Below are 21,548 nucleotides of genomic sequence, written 5' to 3'. Positions count from 1 at the left end.
TTTACATGGTAGCGCATTTGAGGTCAGCGAGACCTGCTATAGTGACAGTGGCAAGCTGTAACGGGGAGAACGAGCAGATCGCCGATTTGCTGATCGAACTGACGGGGGCAAAGAAAAACCGGCTCGCGGCCTGTGCTTCCTTTTCCCCGCGAGGTCTGGGACTATCGCTGTAGCCATAAGCGTGTATATCGCATCTATTGGAATGTCTCTTCCAGTTTGTGAAAATTGAGTTGTAACAGCCGGGTGTGCTGCACTTAGTGTGGGTGTCGAAGGCGGTGATTTGGTTTGCCCAGTCTGTCGCGCCCTCAATTCGGTTTGGGCGGCCGGCATATGTCTCACAGATGGTCTACGAGCTTGGAACGATAACGATGGGTGCGAACTATTTCGATGATGAGCAGGAAATTGGACCACAGGCGCTGATACTGCTGCGCAAGGTCTTGGTAGACCTCCGCGAGACCGCTGGTACCGTGACCGCGGAGGAGGAGCTCGGAATCGCTAGGGAGCTTGTAGCTCTTTTCAAATCGGGCTTTCGAACCGAGGAGGAGCTGAAGGCTATGGCTGGTCACATGCCCCTTTTGAACAAGCAGACCTGACCTTCTACAGTCAATCCAAGAGACGCGACGCACGACCACTTCGTCTCTGTGCACTGTTGTAGTAGCTCGATGCCTGCTGGACGGAGCGATGCCGTGACTGCTCCATCGCCTCAGGCAACGGGATGCCGCGGTTGGCGGCTTCGGTCAGATAGCCGGAGCGAAGGCCGTGGGCCGAAAACTCCTGAGGCTCGAGGCCGGCCAGCTTTGCGCGCTGTTTGACGATGTCATTGATCGCCTTCGGGTCCAGACAACGACGCGAGACATTGCCCCACCGATCGATTGCGCGAAACACGCTGCCACTTTCAATCCTCGCGGCAGTCAGCCAGGCGTCCAGTGCCTCGACAGGCCGTCCGGTGATGTAGACGACCTCGTCGTTTTCGGCGCCGCTGGTCTTGGTGCGGCCGAGGTGAATGGACAGCGAGGGGAGGGGAGTTTCGCCGCCGACAGGGATCGGCTCCTCGTGCGTCAACTGCTCCTTTCTCAAGCCCGCCATCTCGCTGCGCCGGCGTCCGCCGGAGGCAAAGGCGACCATCAGGATTGCGCGGTCGCGGATGTCGCGCAGGCTGTCGCTATTGCAGGTGGCAAGAAGCCTGGAGAGGATATCGCCGGTGACGGCCTTCGCGCTCTTGCGCTTCCTCGGCCGGGGCGTTGCACGCACGGCCAGCCGGATTGCGGATTTCAGCGCAGGGGAGCCGAAAGGACCTTCAAATCCGCGCCATTTCGTCAGCGTCGACCAGGTGGCAAGCCGACGGCGCACGGTGTCGGGGGCATGCGGGCCGGATGATCGCAGGAACCCCTGTGAGCGGAGGTTGTCCTCGACCTTAGCCGGCATTCCATGATGGGGATCGGTCAGCCGCTTCTGGACGTCCCAGAGGTGATGGGCGACGAATTTCAGCGCCAGGGCTTCGGGAGCCGGCCAGGGCAGGCTCATTCCCGTGGATGCCAGTGACCAGGCCTGCAGATAGGCGAGATCGGAGGTCAGCGCCCGCAGCGTGTTGGCGCCCATGCCTTCGTTGACCAGATGGCGGAGCGTTTCGATGTCCTGGTCCGTCAACAGTTCGGCCAGTTCGTCACGCCGATCCATGGGTAGGACCGAAGCGATGGTGTCGAGTTCCGCAGCGCGCCGTTCGATCGAAGGTGGTGACGCACTGCTCATTTCGGCAGTCCGTGGTCGTCATAGAGATCATCGTGGTTCGAATTCTGATCTCCGATCGTCGGGCGACCCTCGGCTACCAGCGCCAGAAGAGCGTCCATCGTGCCCTGACCCGGCCTCGAGATCGCCGTGAGGACGGCGATGGGCCGCCCGGCACGGCAGATGACGACCTCGTCGTTGCGCCGGGCGAGATCAACAAGTTCCTCAAAACGTTCAGCTGCTTCGGGAATGTCCGCAAAAATCTTCATCGCTATTGCCCCTCACCAGACCCGTTCATGCAGCACCGTGTCGAACGCGACGTCGGTGGAGACGAAGGCGCAATGCTCCAGGCGCGTCTGGGCAGCGAGAATGCGGTCCCAGGGATCGCGGTGATCCCAGTCGAGGGCGGCCGCCAGCTCGGCATGCAGATCGGTGATCGCCAGCGTCTGCAGGCCGCTGGCGATCACCGCGGCGCGCAATTCCTGCGGTTTCAGATCGAGCCTCTTCAGCCTCATTTTGTTGTCGAGCTCGTAGAAGGAGACGGCGCTGACGAGGACGGTGTTGGCCTTGTCCTCGATCAGCGCCCGGGCCTTGTCGGACAGCCGGTCGCTGCCGATCGTCCACCAGTAGACGGCGTGGCTGTCGAGCAGAACCTTCACGGCTTGGCCTCGCGGTCGGCTGGTCCGCCTCGCCAGACGCCGGTATCGTCGTTGAAGTCGCCGGCGTCGATCGCCGCCTGCTCGGCATCAACATCGTCGAACAGGTCGTCGGGCAGGCCACGCTGGCGCAACAGGCCAAACGGTCGCTTCCCGCCGTCGGCCGGGCCGATCCGCGCATAGACTTCATGGCCGCGCATGATCAAAATTTCTTCGCCGTGGTTGGCGCGTTCGAGCACCTCGGCAAAGTTCTTGCGGGCCTCGCTGATCTTGTAGCTGGTCTGTGGCATCATGCGCTCCTATTTCGGTCTTGATCTGCACGATATCACCGCAAGCGCATGCGTACAAGGCATCTGTACATCTCACAGCCGATAAGGGGTACTTATCGATGGTTAGAAACTCAACCCCCAATCATACCATGTGGCGAACCGTAGTATTTAGATAGAGTTCCTTTAGCAAATCGTTTACTATAAAATCAATGCCTTACGATCTCGCGAAAATCAGCATGACAGCCTTGATGGAGCCGGCTTTTCGCGCCGGTATCGCATTCACGCGTCTCGACGAGCGCGTCGCCCGCTCACCGGTCGGCCAGGGATGGATAGAACGGTCCCAGTTCACTGACGCTTCCGCCTCGCTGTGGATCGACGGCGAACTCGTCCATCTCGAAGACCTCGTCCTCCATGACGCCACGCGGGATATTCGCACACCCACCCACGAATTGACAATTGCGCGCGACGTCCTGCGCACTCGCCGGCGCATCGCCGCCAATCTCCCCGGCTGGGCGTTATCGGCAGAGGGTATCCGAACTTTGCGACAGACGTCGGACATCAATCCGGTGGGCGCGGATGTGCAGGAGCCGGCCGGCGTCGTTCGGCCAGCGGTCGCCATCGATCCGGAAGGGGAGGGGGACGATGGTGATGACGCGGAGAATTTACCCAGCGTCGAGTATGCCGCCATTGATGTTGTCCTGGCCCGTTCCGAAGCTGCGATCGAGAACGCAACGCGGCTCGGCCGTGGCGACGGCCAAGAGAAAGATCCGATGATCTACGATCTCGACTGGGATGAGGACGCGCGGATCGAGGAATGGCGCGCTGTGTTGCGGCAGGCCGAAAACTTGCCGGCGGCGCTGCAGGCGATCGTCGCCCTCGATGCCTGGAACGAGCTGGCCGTGCTGCAGCATGCGCCCTGGCTCGGCCGGCTATTTGCCGCCTCCATCCTGCGCCAGGCCGGCATCACGTCAGGCGCCCATCTCGCCGCCATTAATCTCGGCCTCAAAACCATTCCCGTCGATCGGCGCCGGCACCGTGATCGGGAGACCCGGTGGCTCGCCATTGCTCACGGCCTGATCGCGGCCGCCGAGCTCGGTCTGAAAGAGCATGACCGGCTGACGCTGGCGAAAACGATGATGGACCGAAAACTGGACGGACGGCGGACGTCGTCAAAACTGCCGGAACTGGTCGATCTGGTGATGGCGAAACCGCTCGTGTCGGCCGGCATGGTGGCCAAGACGCTCGAGGTGACGCCGCAGGCGGCGCGGCGGATTGTTTTGGAGCTGGGTCTGCGGGAGATGACGGGGAGGGGGAGGTTTCGGGCATGGGGGATTGTCTAAACATACATCTTCTGAAGGATAGCGCGTGTTGATTTGCGCTGAGAACTGACCCGGGATTTGCGCCGAGAGTTGACCCGCCTTTAGATATCGTTCGTGTCGGCCGTGGTGGTCAAGTTCCTGCGTTTCTCCTTTGTCGTTTTGGGCTCATGCGCTGAGCTGTTCTTGAAGCGGAAGCTGTCGTTTCCGGTTTCCAGGATGTGGCAGTGGTGGGTAAGCCGGTCGAGCAGCGCGGTGGTCATCTTGGCATCGCCGAAGACGCTGGCCCATTCGCTGAAGCTCAAGTTGGTGGTGATGATGACGCTGGTGTGCTCGTAGAGCTTGCTCAGCAGATGGAAGAGCAGTGCACCGCCTGAGGCACTGAACGGCAGATAGCCCAGTTCGTCCAGGATGACGAGATCGGAATGCGCCAGGCGATTGGCGATCTGACCCGGGCGACCTTGGGCCTTCTCCTGCTCCAGCGCGTTGACCAGTTCGACGGTTGAGAAGAACCGAACTCGCTTGTGGTGATGCTCGATGGCCTGGACGCCGATCGCGGTGGCAATGTGCGTCTTGCCCGTGCCGGGACCGCCGACCAGGACGATATTGTTGGCGGTGTCGAGGAACTCGCAGCGATGGAGCTGCCGCACAAGCGCCTCGTTGACCTCACTGCTGGCGAAGTCGAAGCCGTTCAGATCACGGTAGGCTGGAAAGCGTGCGGTCTTGAGCTGATAGGCAGTCGAACGGACTTCCCTCTCGGCGGTCTCGGCCTTGAGGAGTTGCGACAGTACAGGGATTGCCGCTTCGAACGCCGGCGATCCTTGTTCGGTGAGCTCACCGACCGCCTGGGCCATGCCGTGCATCTTCAACTGCCGCAGCATGATGACGATAGCGCCGCTTGCTGGATTATGACGCATGGCGAGCCTCCGTCTTTCTCAGGGCATCGTAACGTTCGACATTGGCCTTGGGCTCATTGGTGAGCGTCAGGGCTTGTGGTGCATCAATGGTGGGCGGCGTGAAGGATTTGCCGTCCACGAGGCGATGCAGCAGGTTCAGCACATGCGTCTTGGTCGGAACGCCGGACTTCAGTGCCATGTCCACGGCCGACAGCACGGCCTGTTCGTCGTGTTGAAGAACGAGCGCCAGGATATCGACCATCTCGCGGTCGCCACCCGGCTTCTTGAGCAGGTATTGCTGCAAGGTCCGGAATGCGTTGGGTAGCTCGGCAAATGGTGCGCCATTGCGCAGAGCACCGGGTTTGCGCTGCACGACCGCCAGATAATGCCGCCAGTCGTAGATCGTCTGTCCCGGCCGGTCGTGGGAGCGATCGATAACGCGGCGATGCTCACAGACGATCTGGCCTTCCGCTGCGACGACGACGCGATCCGGATAGACCCGCAGGCTCACTGGCCTATTGGCGAAGGACGCCGGGACGCTGTAGCGATTGCGTTCCAGATGCACGAGACAGGTCGGTGTGACCCGCTTCGTATACTCAACGAAGCCGTCGAACGGACGGGAGACAGGCATCAATGCCCGAGCTTCCTCAGCCCAGATATCGGCGATGGTGCCGCGCATCTGACCGTGTGGGGTCTTTGCCCAGAACTCCTTGCAACGAAGCTCAAGCCAATCGTTCAGTGCTTCCAGCGACGGAAAGCGGGGTATGGGTTGGAAGAACCGATGACGTGCATCCTGAACGTTCTTCTCGACCTGTCCCTTCTCCCAGCCGGACGCCGGATTGCAGAACTCGGGCTCGAACACATAATGGCTGGCCATCGCCAGGAAACGGACGTTGACGTCACGGTCTTTGCCACGACCGACCTTGTCGATCGCTGTGCGCATGTTGTCGTAGATGCCGCGGCCAGGGATGCCACCGAAGACACGGAATGCGTGATTGTGGGCATCGAATAGCATCTCGTGCGTCTGGAGGAGATAGGCCCGAACGATGAAGGCGCGGCTATAGCTCAGCTTCGTATGCGCCACCTGCAGCTTCGTCCGCTCATGGCCGATGATCGCCCAGTCCTCCGACCAGTCGAACTGGAAGGCCTCGCCCGGCTCGAATGCCAGAGGCACGAACGTTCCGTGCCCTGCCGTCTGGAACTCCCTCTGCCGGTCCGCCTTCCATTCCCGGGAAAAGGCTGCAACACGGCAATAGGAACCGTTGTAGCCGAGGCTCACCAGGTCGGCATGGAGTTGCTTCAGGGTGCGCTTTTGCTTGCGTCCCTTCTTGGACTCCGTCTTCAGCCAGGCCGACAGCCGATCCGCAAACGGATCAAGTTTGCTCGGTCGTTCGGGGACTTTGAACTTCGGTTCCACACCGTTCAGGCGCAGGTATTTGCGGATGGTATTCCGGGATAGGCCGGTCCTGCGGCAAATCTCCCGGATCGATATGTGCTCTCGAAAATGCCAGCGTCGGATTACGCTCAGTAACGCCATGTCGATCACTCCAGAGCCCCCGCTGAAAACACGCAAGGGGTGATTGAAACATGGGTCAAATCTCAGTGATAATTTCCCGCAATCCCGGGTCAGTTCTCAGCGCAAATCAACATATAAGCTACGGTACTTACGTAAGACGCTTTTCGGATACCTCAAACAATGTGGCCCTCTCGTTGATTAAGGCTGAGGCATCCTCGCAGACATTTGATTATTGAGACGGGTCATGCCCGGCAGCCTGCGCACTAGGTCCTGTTGACAAAGTGGATTCCCAAATCAGCGGAAGCATGATTCAAGACTGCCTTTTGGGAGGCGGTTTTGGCTCGCGGCGACCTGACGGATATGGAATGGCAGATCATCGAGGGGTTGTTGCCCAGCGAACGTGGCAGGAAGTCCCGGCCCTCGCACGATAATCGACGATACCTGAACGGCATGTTTCATGTTCTTCGGGTCGGATGCCCCTGGCGCGACATGCATGAGCGCTACGGAAAGTGGAATTCCGTCTATGTGCGCTTCCGCCGTTGGGCCGAACAGGGCGTTTGGGACGCTCTGCTTGAGACCCTCGTTGAACTGGGGCTGACGGATGACTGGCAGCACATGATCGATAGCACCACGGTTCGCGGCCACTCTCAGGCTGCGGGCGCTAAAGGGGGACTTATCAGGAGGCTTTTGGTCGATCACGCGGCGGCTTTACGACGAAAATCCACGCCCGAGCAGACGGTCAGGGCCGCCCTCTTGGCTTCGTCCTGACGGGCGGGGAGGCTTCGGACTACAACGCAGTTCCGGACCTGCTGGCGATACCGGTCAGTAAGCCGAGGCTGTTCCTTGCCGATAAAGGCTATGACGGCGACTTCCTGCGCGAGGAACTCCTGATCCACGGGATCAGACCAGTCATTCCGCCGAAAGCAAACCGAAAGAACCCGCCTGCCTGCGACTTCCGGGCTTACAAGGACAGGAACCGCATCGAGCGGATGTTCAACCGCCTCAAACAGTTCCGACGTGTCGCCACCCGATACGACAAGACACGAAAATCCTTCTCGGCATTCCTCGCCCTGGCCGCAGCCAGGATATGGCTGCCATACTTTGTCAACAGGACCTAGGACTCAAAACAGCGTTGTGCAGAAACGTGTAGGCAGTATCTCGAGATTCGACAAAGCAGGCACCATTATGGAGCTGCCTCATGGAGTTGCTCGCTGTGGCGGTCGCGGCTGTAGACGCGCTCTCACTTGGTCATATAGCCGAAGCTCGCCCGGCATTTCGAGTGAAACCGCCAGTCCGAAGGGGACCGTCTCGTCCACAGGATTGCCCGGGTCGGGCTCTCGCTGGACCTTGAGAGTGATCGTCATGCCGTCAGCGACCACCGCCGCCCGATCGCCGCTCCATCGGCGGGTGAAGACGGTACCGCGATTGGTCTGGTTCAGGTCGGGTTGGCTACCGTGGCCCTTCACTGCCAGCTCGTCGAGATCGTCTGGTGCCAATATTTTCATTTTCACGCCTCGATAGGATTTGCGCCCTGGAAGGACGGGCGTGAACCAGGCGAGAGTCGCGCAAAATGAATGGGGACGTGCCTGGCCGCCCAAGACTGCGGGAATGGGAACCACCACGTCTACGCTGCGCTCCCGACCAAGCTCACCGACGCACCAGAATGTCGCGCGGTCAGACGCGCAGGCTATTGCGTCGTCCGCGTCATACACGCCGTATCCGAAAAATCTGCGGATATTGTCTTTCTGACGAGAAGCCTGGCCTTGCCCAAATGGTCCAATCAGCCTCTTGACCATAGCCGCCGCGTGTTCGGGCCACCGCGCCGGATGAACCAAGAGAGCCTTGATCAGTACCGCACGCGCTGTCCCAGGCAATTGGAGAAACTCCTGCCCATAGGCGGTTTCCAATGCATCGTGAATCCGGTGCGCCGTACGCGAAGCAAGCGCAGTGGCAGCACTTGTTCCGTTGGTGAAAGCTTCGCCGCCCTCTATCCCCGGCCGAGGTGGTGCTGCGACCTTCAACCCAGCGCCGCGGGCTGCGCCCGCTGGGCTGACGATAATGCCCCCTCCGCTCCCAATAACGCGAAGATGCTCGCGGGCAGCAGGCATGAGGATGTCCGGTTTGACGGAATCTGCAAAGCCCGGACCCAGCGCGCTTGAAGGATTGGCCGTATCGAGTTCGGTGAATGGGTTCACGTTGGTGCGGGCCGACGCCCTGTCCGCCTGCGAAACCCAATCGAGGTTCCGGCCTCCGACCGTCAGACCATTCACAGTCTCAGACGGGGAGAGAAGTCGCCGATCGGCAATGATGGCCGCTATCGCACTAACGACACCTTCGGCACGAGTGCCGTGACCAGCGTCCTCGAACGCGGCGCGCGTATCGAATGTCGGAATTGGAAAGCTGGAGGTAACATTTCCAGCGCTAACCAAGAAAAGTATTCCGAACCGGTACGCCAGTCGGTCGAGAAGCCGCGCCCATGGTGACAGCTGACCATGAAACGGCCGTCTGACATTTCCAAGCGAGATGTTGACGATGATAACCCAAGGAGCCGATGGCTGCGCGCCGCCACGCATCTGTAGCACTGCCTGATAGATAAGGTCGACAATCAAGCGGTCGGAGGGAAATCGGTCATTGCTGCCCATGACCGGGATGCAATGGATCTGGCGAGGCAGCGGCAGTTCCGGCCGGTTGCGATCGCCGTGGATGATAAGGGAGGCCATGGCCGACCCATGCACGCGCTGCGCAACCAGAGCGTCTGGTTCAAGACCAAAATGGTCCTCGACATTGAGGTGCCGCCTCAGAAGGGGATGGCCCGCGACCGGCACTCCGTCCAGGAGTGCAAGAATCGATGCAGGGCTCACCTGCACCTCCGCCGCTGGCGCGGACGCCGGTAGGCTGTCATTGGCTTCGATGCCGGTAACGAGGCTCTGCGGTCTGATATGCATGATCGGTTCGACACCGGCCAGGCTGCCAGGCTGCCGAGTGATGACGCTCCGGATCGAAGCAACCGGTATTTCGGCGAGAATGGCGTGGTAGGCAATGTCGTCGATACGGGCACGATGGATGACACGTCCGCCCACCTGGGCGACAGCGTTCGAGACAGCGGCTTCGCTCACGACACCGGCGTTCGTCGAGGAGCGGAAGATGAGCTCGATCTCGAGGGGAATCAGCTCGTCGTCGTCCCGCCCGTCGATTTCATCCTCCAGGATACCGGCATCCAAGGGCTGAACTCGATCGGCCGGTCCCCAAACACGCAGGTCGCGAAGGCAGGCAAAAACGTCGCGCCACGGTGTATAGCCGGTTGGAAGCGTTCGTCCCGCAACCCAGCTGCGCCATAACGATTCGATCTGGCGAAGGGCGGCGAGATCAGGAACAAGAAGATAAGCGAAGGGCGACTTGTCCTCGTCGCTTGGAAGCTCTTCCTCGTCGATCAATTCCAGGCCGGGAATATTGTTGATGGCACGCGCGAAATTCGCGATGTCGCTTTTCACTTCGAAGACGAGAAGCCTTTCCGGAGCAAGCGCCGTGGGATCGGCGCGTAGGGAGAGCCCCGTTGGATCCCGTTGCAGGACCTCGGTCAGACGCCGGAACGTTGGAGTAAACTGCTGATCCTGTCGCTGCCTTGCGAAAGGCTCAGGTCTCTGGATGTTTGCCGGCTTGCCGATTTGTCTTGGAACCGCCGCGCTTGGACGCAGTCTCAGGATTGGTCTGGTCGGATCGCTCACCATTCAGAATTTCCGGTCCCACGCGTGTGGCCCAGAGGTCAAGCTCAGAACGCAAAGCGTCATCGACAGAAAGCTCCCCCAAGCCCAGTATCTGTCTTCTTCTCACGTTTTGGCAGAAATCCAAAGCCTCCGCAAAACTTAAGGTACCCAGTTTCCCACTGATAGTCTTCGAAGTTGCTTTAGGAAGATCGGGCCATTGAGAAATGACCCGATTGAGAAATCCTTCAATACGCTGGCGGTCAGGAGCTGGAAAACCGAGCCGCATCTGGAAGCGGCGCCAGACCGCTCGGTCGAGCAACTCGGCATGATTGGTTGCGGCGATCACAACCACATAACTCGGAAGCTGGTCGAGCTGCATGAGCAGAAAGGAAACCACACGCTTGATTTCGCCGGTCTCGTGCGTGTCACCTCGTTCTTTGCCGATAGCATCGAACTCATCGAAGAAGAGGACGCTAGGCCGTGTGCGCACGTAGTCGAAAAGCTTGCGCAGGCGCGCATTCGTCTCGCCAAGATAGCTACCGATTAGCGCGTCATACCTCACCACGAAAAATGGCAGACCCAGCGATTCGGCCACGGCTTCGGCAAACGAGGTCTTGCCGTTGCCGGGCGGTCCGGACAGAAGCACGCGGTGACGAGGCTCGTAACCATGAGCCCGCAGAACATCGGCGCGCGTATGTTCCTCGATCAGTTGCCTGCCGCCCTGTTCAACAGGCAGCGGCAGCATCAGCTCGCTCAGCTGGATGCGAGGCTCGAGTTCGAGAATGGTGTCCTTGCCAGAGCCGGCTTGCGAAGAATTTGATGTTAATGCCGGCGGTGTTACGGTTACCGCGGCCAGCGCACGCTCAAGCCGGTCCGCAACTCCGTGATGGTTTTTTGCGCGTTCTTCCGCGACCAGCGCCTCGGCTGCTGACTTCAGCGTCGCCCGATCGCCAGCTGCACCGGCCCTTACAAGGGAAATGAGAAGATCGCTACGGGCCATATCGTCGACTGACTTAGTGTTTCCTGTTTGTTCGCTTTCCGAATCTTAGCGCAAATAGTTTATAAAGTCTTCCTATGCCAGCCCCCGAGCGAAATTGCCGTCCGATTATACATAAATTCGTGAGTGCCAGTTGCGGCATGACAGCGACGCTTGCCCCGCCAACGCTTCGGTTCCTTTCTCACGGCGGAGTGAAATAGAGACGATCCCTCACGTCGGGTCCAAGTTCGGCCGGTGAAAAATACACATCGGCTGACCATTCATCGACTTTGCGCAGAACCCGTTCGAGGAGTGCGCCGGGATTGTTCAATGTATCGTTTGACATTGGACCAGCTCTCTCGAGGATACCCGGACCTCTTTTGAAATCATCGCCGCCGGGAGCGCATATCTTCTGCACAAGCATTGGCAGAAGCCAAAACAGACCGACAATATGAGCCTGCCGCGTGCGGACCGCGGCTTTCAAGGCGAGTTGCGGGTCCGATGCCTCGAATGTCGCGAGATCCCGGACCCCGGAATTGCGGCCGTTCCACTCACGCCACCAGGCATTGTTGCGGGGGAAGCCGGCCGTTGCGAAATGTCTAACGGGGTTGCGCAGGATCTTTCGTCGAGACGGTGCTGCCGATGCGGTATCCACTCGAACACGCTGCGCGCCGGTACGCTTGCCACGAAGAAAAAGCCGCGATGTTTCGGCAAAGATTTCGTGACCGTTGCGGTCATAGTCCCGTTGATGACCACCCCAGTCCAAATAGGCGGAGTAGAAGAAACCGGAAACCTTGTCATCAATGACGACATCTGCGCTATCATCGGCTATCCAGTCCTCCAATGCCGCGTCCGTTTCGTTAGCGAGGTTCACAAAGCCCGGATGCCCTTTAAGAAACTGATGCGGTGGATGGGTGGTGCCTTCCAACATCACATTCTTCGATTGGGTCGAGGCTACGGCCTGCATGGCGGCAACATAGCCCGGATCATAAAGGGTGTCCGCGTCAACCTGGATGATCAAAAGCTTGTCAGCCTCGACGTTCTGCTCGCGCGCGATGTCCGCAGCAGCTGCTATCCCACGGGATCTCGCCGGCACATAGCCTTTGACTGGTTCTTCGCAGACGATGATTTCACCTGGTGCCGCGCGTTCCTTAATGGCACGCATCATGTCCAATGTGCCATCGGTCGAGCCATTGTCGACCAAGATGAAGATCGCATGCGCGCTGCCGTGCCCTCCGGACCCCAATCGGAGCGAGTCCAGCGAGGTCTCAAGTGTTCCTCGCTCGTTGAGACAGGGCATGACAACTGAAGTTAGCATCGGCGCGTCCTCCCACAAGACTCAGGTTTCTTCCGCCAGACCTCCTTGGCCGTCGGATTTCCGGTGCCAAACCATCACTTTCTGACGCTCTTGCGGTGCTGTCGCATCGACAAAACCGGCTTGTTCGGCGGCTCGGGCCGAGGCGATGTTCGCTTTCTGCATATGAGCATAGATTGTGTCGTAGCGGCTGGCGCGTACCGCCTTGGCATAGGCAATCTGTCCTATGTGTCGGCCCTGACTGGCCAAATTGAGATAGATCTGCAGTGAAGCATGCAGCCCCAGTTGCGGCGTGTCGATCAGATTGATGAACACGGTCCCGCAACGTTTGCCATCGACCTCGATGCGCCAGGCTTCGCCGTCACGTCCACCGCCTCGCCCTTTGGTTCCAGGCGTTCGCACGAGGGCGACTTGATTGGCAGCGACCGGCTCCCGGCTCGCGACCCGTGGTGACGGTCGCGGTGTCGCGCGCCGATTGGCCAGTTTTGCTCGCTGGTCGATGGTCCTAGCCATCGCTCAATCCCAGCCCGTCGACAAGGCGTCGATCAGCCTCCTGCCAGAACTCGGCCGGGAAGAAGCCAGGTGAAAAGGCGATCACGACGTCATCGATGCGGGCTGCAATATCGGGTGGGCTCAACACGCGTGTCAGCTCATCGATCCGTGCCATGATGACGTCTCGTGGTGGATCAAGCGGCGACGCGTGCAGCGACCAATCGCTGTCCCCATCATAACGATTGTTGAAATAGTCCAAGTCGATATGCAGAAGATAACGCCGATCCCGCGTGTCAGCGAGCCAGTCTTCGATGTCTGGGGTCAACAGATATGTCGACGGCCCAGTGTGCGGCTCCAAATCTCGGAGCACCACGGACGGACGGCAGGCGAGCGGGTCAAGCAGGTTGTCGGAAACCAAGCCCGGCTCAATTCGGAAGACCTTGGTGGACTGAGCCTTCGGCGGCTGGCAGAGATGCCGAACCTCGCATCCGGGAAAGCGATGCAGGAAAGGGGTCATAAAACTTCCCATGCCGATCGCGCCGCTGGTGACGGCGTTCGTCACGGAAATGGGATCCGACAGAGTAACCGCGTTGCCGCCGATCATATCGGACCAGCCATCCGTTTCGACCCGCAGGCGCGGTGATCCGAGGTCGCGATGATCGTCGACATGTAGGATGACAGGCTGCCGTTCGGGGTCGGACTGACGCGTCATCCATTCGCTCCAACTCGCCAGTGTCCAACTGTCATAGAGGCAACGCAAGAGCTTGCCACTTCTGCGTTGTGCCGCGAACATAGTCTCATACCGCACACCCCCGCCCCACCAGGCAAGACCGGCGGCGAGGGCGGGATCCACATGACGCTCCGGATCGGCCGGCCAGGCCAGGCTCAGCTCCCATCCGTCGCCGCAATCGATAGCGTGTGCATCAATATCACAGAAATAATCGCGAAGGGCGGCATGGCGCTCGCCGGGCTCGGAGGGAAGGGAGCCCAGCGCGATTCGCATGATCAGGCAGCGACCGGCGCCTGGCGGCTGGCCGCCTCCAGCTCATCAGTCAGGGCGCGCCCCAGTTCCGTCAGCTCGCATTGACGCAACGTCGCAACTCCGAGGTTGAGGTTGCGCTCGGTATCGCGCAGTTGTCTTGTTGCGCGCTCCTTCATATGGGCAGGCCCGTGGGCGAGGATGTGCTGCCATAGGCGATGCAGCTCAACGAAGACGAAGACAGCGTGAAGCAATCCTGACGGAGGCCGAAGGTCGGCCCGCCATGGGGAGATTACCCGAGGCGCAAAGCGGCTAACGGTGGGGCCTAAGCGTTCGAGCAGATAGAGCTTCTGATGGCGATGCTCGTGGACCAGCGAGTCGGCGAGATCGAAGGGATCGATCAGCTTTCCGTCCTGCATGACCGAGACGAACAGGGTTCCAGGCACGGAATCGTCGCTGAAGGAGACGATCTTTTCTGGATCCGCTGTCGGATCGCGGACAAACTGGACCGCCTGGCACGCTAGCAGCATTTCCTCGGCAAGAGCCGGACGCCAGCTGTGGACAATTTCGAATGCTTCCTCAACCACTTTGCGAGCAACCGCTGCAACATTCTCACGTTCGAAAATGATCTGGTCTCCGAATGGCAGCTTGAGCCAGGCATCGTTCTGTGCGACGTCCCATTTGATAGCCGCGCTTGGGGCATAGGAATTCAGGACATCGACGAGATAGGCGATGTCGGCAAATATAGGCTTACCGTCGACGTCGTGTATCTGGCGGCCCCGCGCCTGCGCAAGAAACGCTTGGCTCCAGGCGACCATTCCGGGCCGTCTCGCAAGGCGTGCGAATGCATCTACGCCAAGCCCGGCGAGTTCGCGGGCGATCTCTGTTGCCTCAGGTCCGGTCTTTTCCAGCTCAGCCAACACCTGACGAAGTCGTTCGGTATAGGTCAGGTCGGCATCCGCTCGAAGGACTGCCATGGCCGGGCCGGCGGTCTCCGCCCGCTCGAATTCGCTGAGATTGAAGGTTTCCGAAAGGCGGTTCGACAGATCCTCTTCCTCGGCGGTCAGATCCTGCACGAGGCGCGCTTTGACATGTGAAATCAGCGCAAAGAGTTCCCCGCAGTAAGTCGAGGGGTTGTTGAATCCATCGGCGCTGAAGCGGTGAGGTACCGATCCACCTCCGCAGACGTCTACGACCTGGCAGCTGAGACAGCTTTCGCTGAGGCCCTCCTTGTTGAGAAGAGCTCGGTGCCGCTCGATTACCGGAGAGGCAGCTGCTGCGCTAATTGCCATATCCCGCACAGAGCCATGCAGATCGGAAATGCCATCGCCGACGATCTTCAATACATCCAGATCGTGATAGCCGCCGTCTGTCTCGATCGATAACAGATTGACGTCACCGAAGCCAAAGGCATCTGTCGCCGAGGGCAAGCCCGCCGCGACGTCAAGGAGAGCTTCGAAGGTTCGGAGCGGTATGTGGGGATAGCGATCGAACCAGCAGTCGAACGCGCGGATGAGCCAATCTTTATAAATCTCAGGCTCGGCCTCCCGACCAGGCGGTGGACGCACATGATGAGCGTCTGGCAGCAGCAAATCGAGCTTCGGCGGGTTGATGTCGTTGAAAAAAGCGAGAAGGTTCTCCGGATCAGACTTTGCGTCGATCACCGCGATGACACCGGCGAAAATCTTGGGATGGGCCTCTAGTCGGTGATAGGCTTCCATTACCCTATCAAAGCTTGACCGCCCCTTGCGCGTGGAGCGATGCCGATCATTGTCGACCTTTGAGCCGTCAATACTCAATGAGACCGAAATGTCGGCTGTGTCGAGCGCTGTCAGAACCGCGTCGGTGATGAGCAGACCGTTTGTCTGCATCGCGAAATCCAGTTTTACATCCGGGCCAACGGCATGACGCAACTGTTCAGCAAAGTCGGTAATGCTTCCGACTCCGGCCAACAGAGGTTCGCCACCATGAAAAATGATGACGGCTCGTCGCAGCCCCTCATCTTCCACGTATTCCGCCAGACGGTCGGCAAACGCCCGCTTTATATCAGGAGACATAGTTTTGGGCATGGATCTCCAGCTCTGATCGGCGTGGTGATACACGTAACAATAGTCACAATCGAGATTGCAGCGTGAGGCTATCTTGACCAGGAACGACGTAATGCGCGCGGTCACGGCACAGCCGCTCTACTAAGAACGATTATGCCGATGATGCATGCGGTCGTAGCTAGTGATGACTTCACTCGTCTCTGCATTGGCAAGGACGCGGCTACGTAAACGCTGAATAGCCGGGTTAATCGATTCACTGCGCAAAACAGAGGCCTTCACAGCGTCGTCAGCGACTTTTTCTTCCTGCAGAACGTCAGACATCTTGGATCTCCGATTTGCAATAGATTCAAGGTATACGGTTCGCGCAAAGTTGCAATCCCTTCAAAGCACAATCCCAATCTGAAAATTATTGAATCGTCGCATTGGAAATAGTTGCGAGGCGGCGCTAGCATTGGAGACATGGAAGCTAACGTTCATGTACTTTGAACTTGTCGTGAAATCAGAAGTCAGTTCATTTCCGCAGCCTGCTATTATCACCCTTTTGATATTACTGAGTTTTGAGCGGCGCGGTAACATGTTCTCGGTTCGATTCCGTTCAAGGCGAGCGATTGTTTGGAAACCCGAGATTGACTAGGTTGCCATGTTCCGGGGTTCTGAGGCCAAGGCCTCGATCATCACGGCAAGTCGCTGCAAATCATCACTCCGCAGCGCGTGGAGCGCGGAGATAATCCGCTCCTGAAATATCTCCTCAGAAGTTCGAACCTCGCTCGCATCAGCCAAGCCCACCAGTTCATCCACGCTGACGGCCAATACGGATGCAATCCTCACCAATGTCGACAAGTCGGGCTCCCGCCGGCCACTTACGTAATTCCCGTATCGACGATCGCTGAGACCTGCCCGACGAGCCACCTCAGCATTGGAAATGCCAAGTTGCGCTGCCCGGCGACGAAGGTTTGCTGCAAATGATTCCATACCACATTTTGTTCATGACAAACCAAACGGGTCCATGTACGATACGTTGTTACAATTAGGAACAAAATGTGGTGCCATGGAAATCCGCCAGCTTTCCTACTTCGTGGCCGTCGCCGAGGAACTGCACTTCGGACGTGCCGCCATGCGGGTGAACATCGCCCAGCCGGCATTGAGTACGCAGGTGCAGGCGCTGGAGAAGTTCTTAGGCGTGCAACTGCTGTTGCGCTCAACGAGGCGGGTGGAGCTGACCAGGGCAGGGGAGGTGTTCTACGATCGCTGTGTCAGGATGCTGAGCGATCTGGAGCTCTCGGCCGAGATGGCCCGCTCTGTTGCCGGCAAGACGGTGCGCGAGATCAGGATCGGGACGATCTATCCGGCCACCACAGGTGTGCTGCCGGCGTTTCTCTCGCGCATCGGCCGGAAGTATCCCGATATCCGCCTGCATGTCTCCAACGGCTCGACCAGCGACATCATCCGCCAGCTCGAATGCGGCCGCATCAACCTCGGCTTCATCCGGCCCGTCGAGAACATCGGTTCGCTGCGCTTTTTCTCCATTGCCCATGAGCGCTATCTGCTGGCGGTGGGAAGGGACAATCCGCTGGCTGATCTCGACGAGGTCTCTGTCTCGGATCTGCGCGACCAGAAGATCATCGGGTTCAAGCGGCAGAACCTCTCCTTTACGGAGCGGTACTTTGCCGAGAAGTTCGATGAGCATGATCTGACCGGCAATGTCGCCTACACCTGCGACGACACCTTCGCGTTGATCTCGCTGGTGTCGGCCGGGCTTGGAGTGGGGTTCGCTCCGGAATGGACTTCTGAGCTTCCCGATCGCGACATTGTGCTGAAGAAGGTGCGGGGCATCGATTTCAGGATCGGGCTCGGGGTTGCCTGGAACAAGGAAGACCCGACAGCAGCGCGTGACGACATCATTGACATTGCACGGTCGCTTGCACGACCGGGGCGGTGAGGGAAGGGTGGTCCCTGGCGGTCCCTCCTATGGTCCCGCGCGCCGGGGGCTGTTCTCTAATTGCGCCCCCCAGGTCAACCCCTTTTCAGCTGACTGTTCTTGCCGGTTCATAGTTCTCTCCGTGGTCGAGACAGGTGCTCGCCACATCATGGCATCGGATGCGGTGGTTCCCAATGTCGGTCGCGCGGCCCATTCAAGTGAGCTCGCAACAGCCCCCGCGGGATTACCACTGCTGCGTCCCGGCAAGGGACAGTGCTCCGCCACACGACGGATCTGGTTGAGTAGCCTTTTCTATGAGGCCTCAAGCTCTGGTGTCGACGTCCACCGGAAGGTCTCTCCGGTTGTCCATACGCGGTGCATGATGACGGCCATCTTTCGCGCGACAGCTACGGCCGCCTTCTTCATGCCGCTCCTCTTGGCGATCCGCAGACCCCAGGCTTTGAGGGCCGACCATCTTCCGACGCGGGTTAGCAAGGTTGTGGCGGCCTCGAACAGGTAGGCACGAACGAGAGGGTCGCCGCACTTGGAGATCTTGCCGTTGTGGTCCATCTCGCCAGACTGATAGCGACGGGGCGTCAGACCAAGATAAGCTCCGACGCTGCTGGATTTCGCAAACCTGACCGGATCGTCGATCGCGGTGATGAACGCGATCGCGCTCAACAGCCCAACTCCCGGAATGGTCATCAGCCGCCGGCACAGGGCACTTCCCCTGGCGTAACGCGCCAGTTCACGGTCCAAACAGAGAATCTGCGCCTTCAGACCGATGTAAACCGCGAGTAGCGTGCGTACCGTGTGGCTGACACGCCCGATATCTCGTTCGCAAGCTTCACTCACCAACGCTTCGAACGACAGCCCATCGTGCCGCCTGAGAACAATGCCGAATGTCTTGAGCATGCCTCTGATCTGGTTGCTGACTTCAACCCGCATGGCGATGAGTTGAGCGCGAGCGCCCAGCATGGAACGGATTGTGTGACTGTCGAGGCTTTTAACGCCGACCTCCCGATACCAGCCAGCCTTTACGATTTGTGCCAGGCCGTGGGCGTCGTTCTTGTCGGTTTTGTTCATCTGCATGTTCAGTGCCGCCTTTGCATGGCGGGCGTCGAGACAGATGACGGGAAACCCTTCGGCTTTCAGAGCATGCCAATGCCAGGTTGATAGCGGCCCGCTCTCAAGTCCAATGCGGATCGCATTCGAAGCCTTAGCTCTGACGGCGTTTGAAATCCCTTCCGGCGTTGAAGGGCAGGTACCCTGCCAAACAATCTTGCCATCGCTACCAATGACGCAAACATGCGTGATGTCCTGCGACACATCCAGTCCGACGAACTGTTCCATGACTTGCTCCCCGAGTTGGTTGAAACGGCGGCAGCATAGCACTGACCGCAATTATCCCATGTCGGTCCCGGTTTTCGGCGTTGCCGTCGCTATGCTAAACCTCCTGCGGCAACCCTTTTAACCGGTCTTGCGGGAGGCGAACGGCTTTCGCAGTGCCTGCTACAGCTGGTATGCCCATTTCTGTTCTGGACGCTTCTGCCTAGGGGCCGAATCGCTGTCACTGGGTGAAACAGCGTGATTGTTGCCATTGCTCGCCACGTTGGCTGAAATCGCACACCTACCAGCAAGGTTGATCTGCCGATCGCGTCGTGTTTTGAAGGAGAAATATTGGCGGCGGGGCTTTGACCACAGGAATGGCAGAACAATTCGACATGTTTTCGGACGAGGCTGCCCGTGACCGGGTGGTTCCGCGTGACATTTCCAAGACCCCCAAGCCCGAACGGAATGCCGTCGCCATGAGTGAAGTCGATATGGTCCGACATCTCTTGGAGACGGGCCGTTACCGCATCCTCACGAAACTCGTGCCGCGCGCGATCGCGCCATTCCGGCGTCCGGAATATCCCCTCAACGGCATCATTCTCGACACCGAAACCACGGGCCTCGATGCGCGCAAGGATGAGATCATCGAGATTGGCGTGATCGCTTTTACCTTCGATGCGACAGGACGCATTGGTGACGTGACCGGGATTTACGGTGGGCTTCAGCAGCCGAGCGTTTCGATTCCTTCCGACATCACCAGGCTCACCGGGATCACCGACGACATGGTCGCCGGGCAGTCGATCGACATGGTGGCATTACAGACGCTGGTCGAGCCCGCCGATCTGCTGATCGCCCACAATGCCGGTTTCGACCGGCCATTCTGCGAGGCGTTCTCTCACCTGTTTTCCGGCAAGGCCTGGGCTTGCTCAAACTCCGAGATCGACTGGTCGTCGCGGGGATATGAAGGCACCAAGCTCGGATATCTGATCGGGCAGGCAGGCTATTTTCATGAAGGTCATCGCGCGGTCGATGATTGTTTCGCGCTCCTGGAGGTCCTGGATCGCGAGGTGGACGGAACGGCTTCCACCGCTTTCGCCGAGCTCTATGAAGTAAGCCAGAGGTCGCGTGTCCGGATCTTTGCGGAGAACAGCCCCTTCGACATGAAGGATCACCTGAAGGCGCGAGGCTATCGCTGGTCTGACGGTAGCGACGGCCGCCCGAAATCCTGGTGGATCGAGGTTGGAGAAGAAGCGCTCGATGATGAACTCCGCTATCTCAGGGCCGAAATCTACCGCTATCCAGACGCCGATCCTCCAATCAAACGACTGACCGCCTCCGACCGGTTCCGGGCCTGATAGCCCCCTTCAGCTCGTCTCTGATTGGACCCATGCTTGGGACGCATGGCCGACCTGAGAACCTGTGCCTTATCGACGGTGGCCAGGAACCTATATTCCAATCATCGAAACGACGTTGGAACCGAAGCAAGGTTGCTGGCGTCAAGAGGCCTCGCGAAAGGGGATCATCATGAACGTAGCACGCTCCTTCAATAACTGGCGCAAGTACCGTCAGACCGTTACCGAACTTGGCCGGATGAGCTCGCGCGAACTGCAGGACCTCGGTATCAATCGTGCCGACATCCACAGCGTTGCCCGCCAGTCGGTCGCTCGCTAAGCGGCTTTTTCCCGGCCTATCCTGAATGACACGACGCCCGCTGATGACGCGGGCGTTTTTGTATCTGGCCTGCCACGAGGCGCTGTGCTGGAGATCGCTCTTATCAGGATTAGGTCGTGCATTTTTCGCATAGCTGCGCTGCAGCAAAGTCTATTTAATGTGCGGCGGGAATGGGTATCTTGGTTTTCATCGAAGCGATGCACCTCCTCCCGCAGAGCTTCGAATTCAGACGGCCCACTCCTCCTCCCAAGGGGCGTCTGTCGGAACAGCGGCACTCCCCCTCCCAGCCGTTGTTTGGTTCTTTTCGGAAAGCCTGCCGCACCTCCTCCCGCGGCAGGCTTTTTCGTTTTCAGGACCGTCGCATCATAGGCCGAGAGCGAGCTGCGGTTCTTGCCCGCTGTCTTCCGTGCTGAGCGAGGAAAGGGTAATCCCGAGCAGCCGCACCGGACGTTTGAACGGGAACACCGAGGCGAGCAGGGTCTCTGCAATCTCCAGGATCACGTCGATGTCCGAAACGGATCCGGACACGGTCCTGCTGCGTGTTGCCTGGCTGAAATCCGAATATTTGATTTTGACCGTCACGGGGCTCTGTGGTCATTTCTACATTAATACACGCTAAGGGCATTTTGCAGGTGACGGGAAACACATGATTTCCGCTCACCGTGATCGCGGGGCAAACTGGCCACGCAATAGGGCCATTTTTTGCGCGACAAACCCTGTCGGAATGTTAGGCTG

Annotated in this window: 21 protein-coding genes and 1 pseudogene; 6 read left to right on the top strand and 16 right to left on the bottom strand. The window is 59.1% G+C overall.

All coding sequences use genetic code 11. From position 1 onward, the window contains the following. The first annotated feature begins 341 nt into the window (after positions 1-341). A complete protein-coding gene (locus DYZ14_RS12540; RefSeq protein ID WP_154720990.1) occupies positions 342-593 on the top strand; it encodes a hypothetical protein in 252 nt (83 codons plus the stop codon). A gap of 10 nt (positions 594-603) precedes the next feature. On the opposite strand, the gene DYZ14_RS12535 is transcribed toward DYZ14_RS12540, so the two are convergent. Genes DYZ14_RS12535 through DYZ14_RS12520 form a run of 4 tightly spaced genes read right to left on the bottom strand, consistent with a single transcriptional unit; the run spans position 604 to position 2,671 of the window. Further along, entirely contained in the window at positions 604-1,749 is a 1,146-nt protein-coding gene (locus DYZ14_RS12535; RefSeq protein ID WP_154720989.1) for a site-specific integrase, read from the bottom strand. After that, positions 1,746-1,994, bottom strand: a complete 249-nt coding sequence (locus tag DYZ14_RS12530) for a type II toxin-antitoxin system Phd/YefM family antitoxin (protein ID WP_154720988.1) — start codon at positions 1,992-1,994, stop codon at positions 1,746-1,748. The genes DYZ14_RS12535 and DYZ14_RS12530 overlap by 4 nt, the downstream gene beginning before the upstream one ends. Positions 1,995-2,006: 12 nt before the next feature. After that, complete coding sequence (locus DYZ14_RS12525; RefSeq protein WP_154720987.1) at positions 2,007-2,384, bottom strand: type II toxin-antitoxin system VapC family toxin; 378 nt, start codon at positions 2,382-2,384, stop codon at positions 2,007-2,009. Beyond that, on the bottom strand, positions 2,381-2,671 hold the full coding sequence (locus tag DYZ14_RS12520) for a type II toxin-antitoxin system Phd/YefM family antitoxin (RefSeq protein WP_154720986.1): 291 nt from the start codon (positions 2,669-2,671) through the stop codon (positions 2,381-2,383). Before DYZ14_RS12520 ends, DYZ14_RS12525 begins: the two co-directional genes overlap by 4 nt. Positions 2,672-2,859: 188 nt before the next feature. Here DYZ14_RS12520 and DYZ14_RS12515 point away from each other — a divergent pair, with 188 nt between their 5' ends. Further along, on the top strand, positions 2,860-3,990 hold the full coding sequence (locus tag DYZ14_RS12515; RefSeq protein ID WP_154720985.1) for an RHE_PE00001 family protein: 1,131 nt from the start codon (positions 2,860-2,862) through the stop codon (positions 3,988-3,990). An 80-nt stretch (positions 3,991-4,070) separates the two neighbouring features. On the opposite strand, the gene istB is transcribed toward DYZ14_RS12515, so the two are convergent. Together istB and istA are read right to left on the bottom strand one after the other, a co-directional pair. Beyond that, on the bottom strand, positions 4,071-4,883 hold the full coding sequence (gene istB, locus DYZ14_RS12510) for an IS21-like element helper ATPase IstB (RefSeq protein ID WP_154720984.1): 813 nt from the start codon (positions 4,881-4,883) through the stop codon (positions 4,071-4,073). Further along, entirely contained in the window at positions 4,873-6,399 is a 1,527-nt protein-coding gene (gene istA / locus DYZ14_RS12505) for an IS21 family transposase (protein ID WP_154720983.1), read from the bottom strand. The genes istB and istA overlap by 11 nt, the downstream gene beginning before the upstream one ends. A 315-nt stretch (positions 6,400-6,714) precedes the next feature. Between istA and DYZ14_RS12500 the strand changes: the two genes are divergently transcribed. Beyond that, a protein-coding gene (locus tag DYZ14_RS12500) for an IS5 family transposase (RefSeq protein ID WP_226623038.1) occupies positions 6,715-7,496 on the top strand; the annotation gives its coding sequence in 2 pieces (ribosomal slippage) (positions 6,715-7,045 and positions 7,045-7,496; 783 coding nt in all). 78 nt (positions 7,497-7,574) lie between these two features. Here DYZ14_RS12500 and DYZ14_RS12495 read toward each other — a convergent pair. The 8 genes from DYZ14_RS12495 to DYZ14_RS24575 all read right to left on the bottom strand — a co-directional run bounded on the left by DYZ14_RS12495 (position 7,575) and on the right by DYZ14_RS24575 (position 16,864). Continuing rightward, a complete protein-coding gene (locus DYZ14_RS12495) occupies positions 7,575-10,106 on the bottom strand; it encodes a S8 family peptidase (protein WP_154720982.1) in 2,532 nt (843 codons plus the stop codon). Further along, positions 10,012-11,082, bottom strand: coding sequence for an AAA family ATPase (locus DYZ14_RS12490; protein ID WP_170117301.1), 1,071 nt, complete (start codon positions 11,080-11,082; stop codon positions 10,012-10,014). Before DYZ14_RS12490 ends, DYZ14_RS12495 begins: the two co-directional genes overlap by 95 nt. Before the next feature lie 178 nt (positions 11,083-11,260). Then, entirely contained in the window at positions 11,261-12,376 is a 1,116-nt protein-coding gene (locus DYZ14_RS12485) for a glycosyltransferase family 2 protein (protein ID WP_154720981.1), read from the bottom strand. Between the two features lie 21 nt (positions 12,377-12,397). Then, positions 12,398-12,886, bottom strand: coding sequence for a GNAT family N-acetyltransferase (locus DYZ14_RS12480; protein WP_154720980.1), 489 nt, complete (start codon positions 12,884-12,886; stop codon positions 12,398-12,400). After that, a complete protein-coding gene (locus tag DYZ14_RS12475; RefSeq protein WP_154720979.1) occupies positions 12,879-13,868 on the bottom strand; it encodes a hypothetical protein in 990 nt (329 codons plus the stop codon). The genes DYZ14_RS12480 and DYZ14_RS12475 overlap by 8 nt, the downstream gene beginning before the upstream one ends. A gap of 2 nt (positions 13,869-13,870) precedes the next feature. Continuing rightward, a complete protein-coding gene (yhhB, locus tag DYZ14_RS12470; protein ID WP_154720978.1) occupies positions 13,871-16,018 on the bottom strand; it encodes a cyclophane-forming radical SAM/SPASM peptide maturase YhhB in 2,148 nt (715 codons plus the stop codon). 15 nt (positions 16,019-16,033) lie between these two features. Next, positions 16,034-16,213, bottom strand: a complete 180-nt coding sequence (yhhA, locus tag DYZ14_RS12465; protein ID WP_154720977.1) for a YhhA family cyclophane-containing RiPP — start codon at positions 16,211-16,213, stop codon at positions 16,034-16,036. Between the two features lie 309 nt (positions 16,214-16,522). After that, positions 16,523-16,864 (bottom strand): helix-turn-helix domain-containing protein, encoded by a 342-nt coding sequence (locus DYZ14_RS24575; protein ID WP_154720976.1) that lies wholly within the window; start codon positions 16,862-16,864, stop codon positions 16,523-16,525. A 76-nt stretch (positions 16,865-16,940) separates the two neighbouring features. Between DYZ14_RS24575 and DYZ14_RS12455 the strand changes: the two genes are divergently transcribed. Further along, the gene (locus DYZ14_RS12455) at positions 16,941-17,831 is read left to right on the top strand and encodes a LysR family transcriptional regulator (protein WP_154721131.1); all 891 of its coding nucleotides are present in this window, start codon (positions 16,941-16,943) and stop codon (positions 17,829-17,831) included. Between the two features lie 291 nt (positions 17,832-18,122). On the opposite strand, the gene DYZ14_RS12450 is transcribed toward DYZ14_RS12455, so the two are convergent. Continuing rightward, the gene (locus tag DYZ14_RS12450) at positions 18,123-19,163 is read right to left on the bottom strand and encodes an IS110 family transposase (RefSeq protein ID WP_154720975.1); all 1,041 of its coding nucleotides are present in this window, start codon (positions 19,161-19,163) and stop codon (positions 18,123-18,125) included. A gap of 353 nt (positions 19,164-19,516) precedes the next feature. Between DYZ14_RS12450 and DYZ14_RS12445 the strand changes: the two genes are divergently transcribed. After that, entirely contained in the window at positions 19,517-20,497 is a 981-nt protein-coding gene (locus DYZ14_RS12445) for a 3'-5' exonuclease (protein WP_154720974.1), read from the top strand. Positions 20,498-20,666: 169 nt separating this feature from the next. Further along, positions 20,667-20,813, top strand: a complete 147-nt coding sequence (locus tag DYZ14_RS12440; protein WP_003551724.1) for a DUF1127 domain-containing protein — start codon at positions 20,667-20,669, stop codon at positions 20,811-20,813. A 363-nt stretch (positions 20,814-21,176) separates the two neighbouring features. Here DYZ14_RS12440 and DYZ14_RS12435 read toward each other — a convergent pair. Continuing rightward, positions 21,177-21,395, bottom strand: a pseudogene (locus DYZ14_RS12435) (DinB/UmuC family translesion DNA polymerase); the annotation flags it as partial. Positions 21,396-21,548 lie beyond the last annotated feature (153 nt).

Source organism: Ciceribacter sp. T2.26MG-112.2 (assembly GCF_900492205.1).
GTDB lineage: Bacteria > Pseudomonadota > Alphaproteobacteria > Rhizobiales > Rhizobiaceae > Allorhizobium > Allorhizobium naphthalenivorans_A.
Note: the sequence above shows the minus strand (reverse complement) of the source record. Positions and strands in the feature narration are given on the sequence as shown.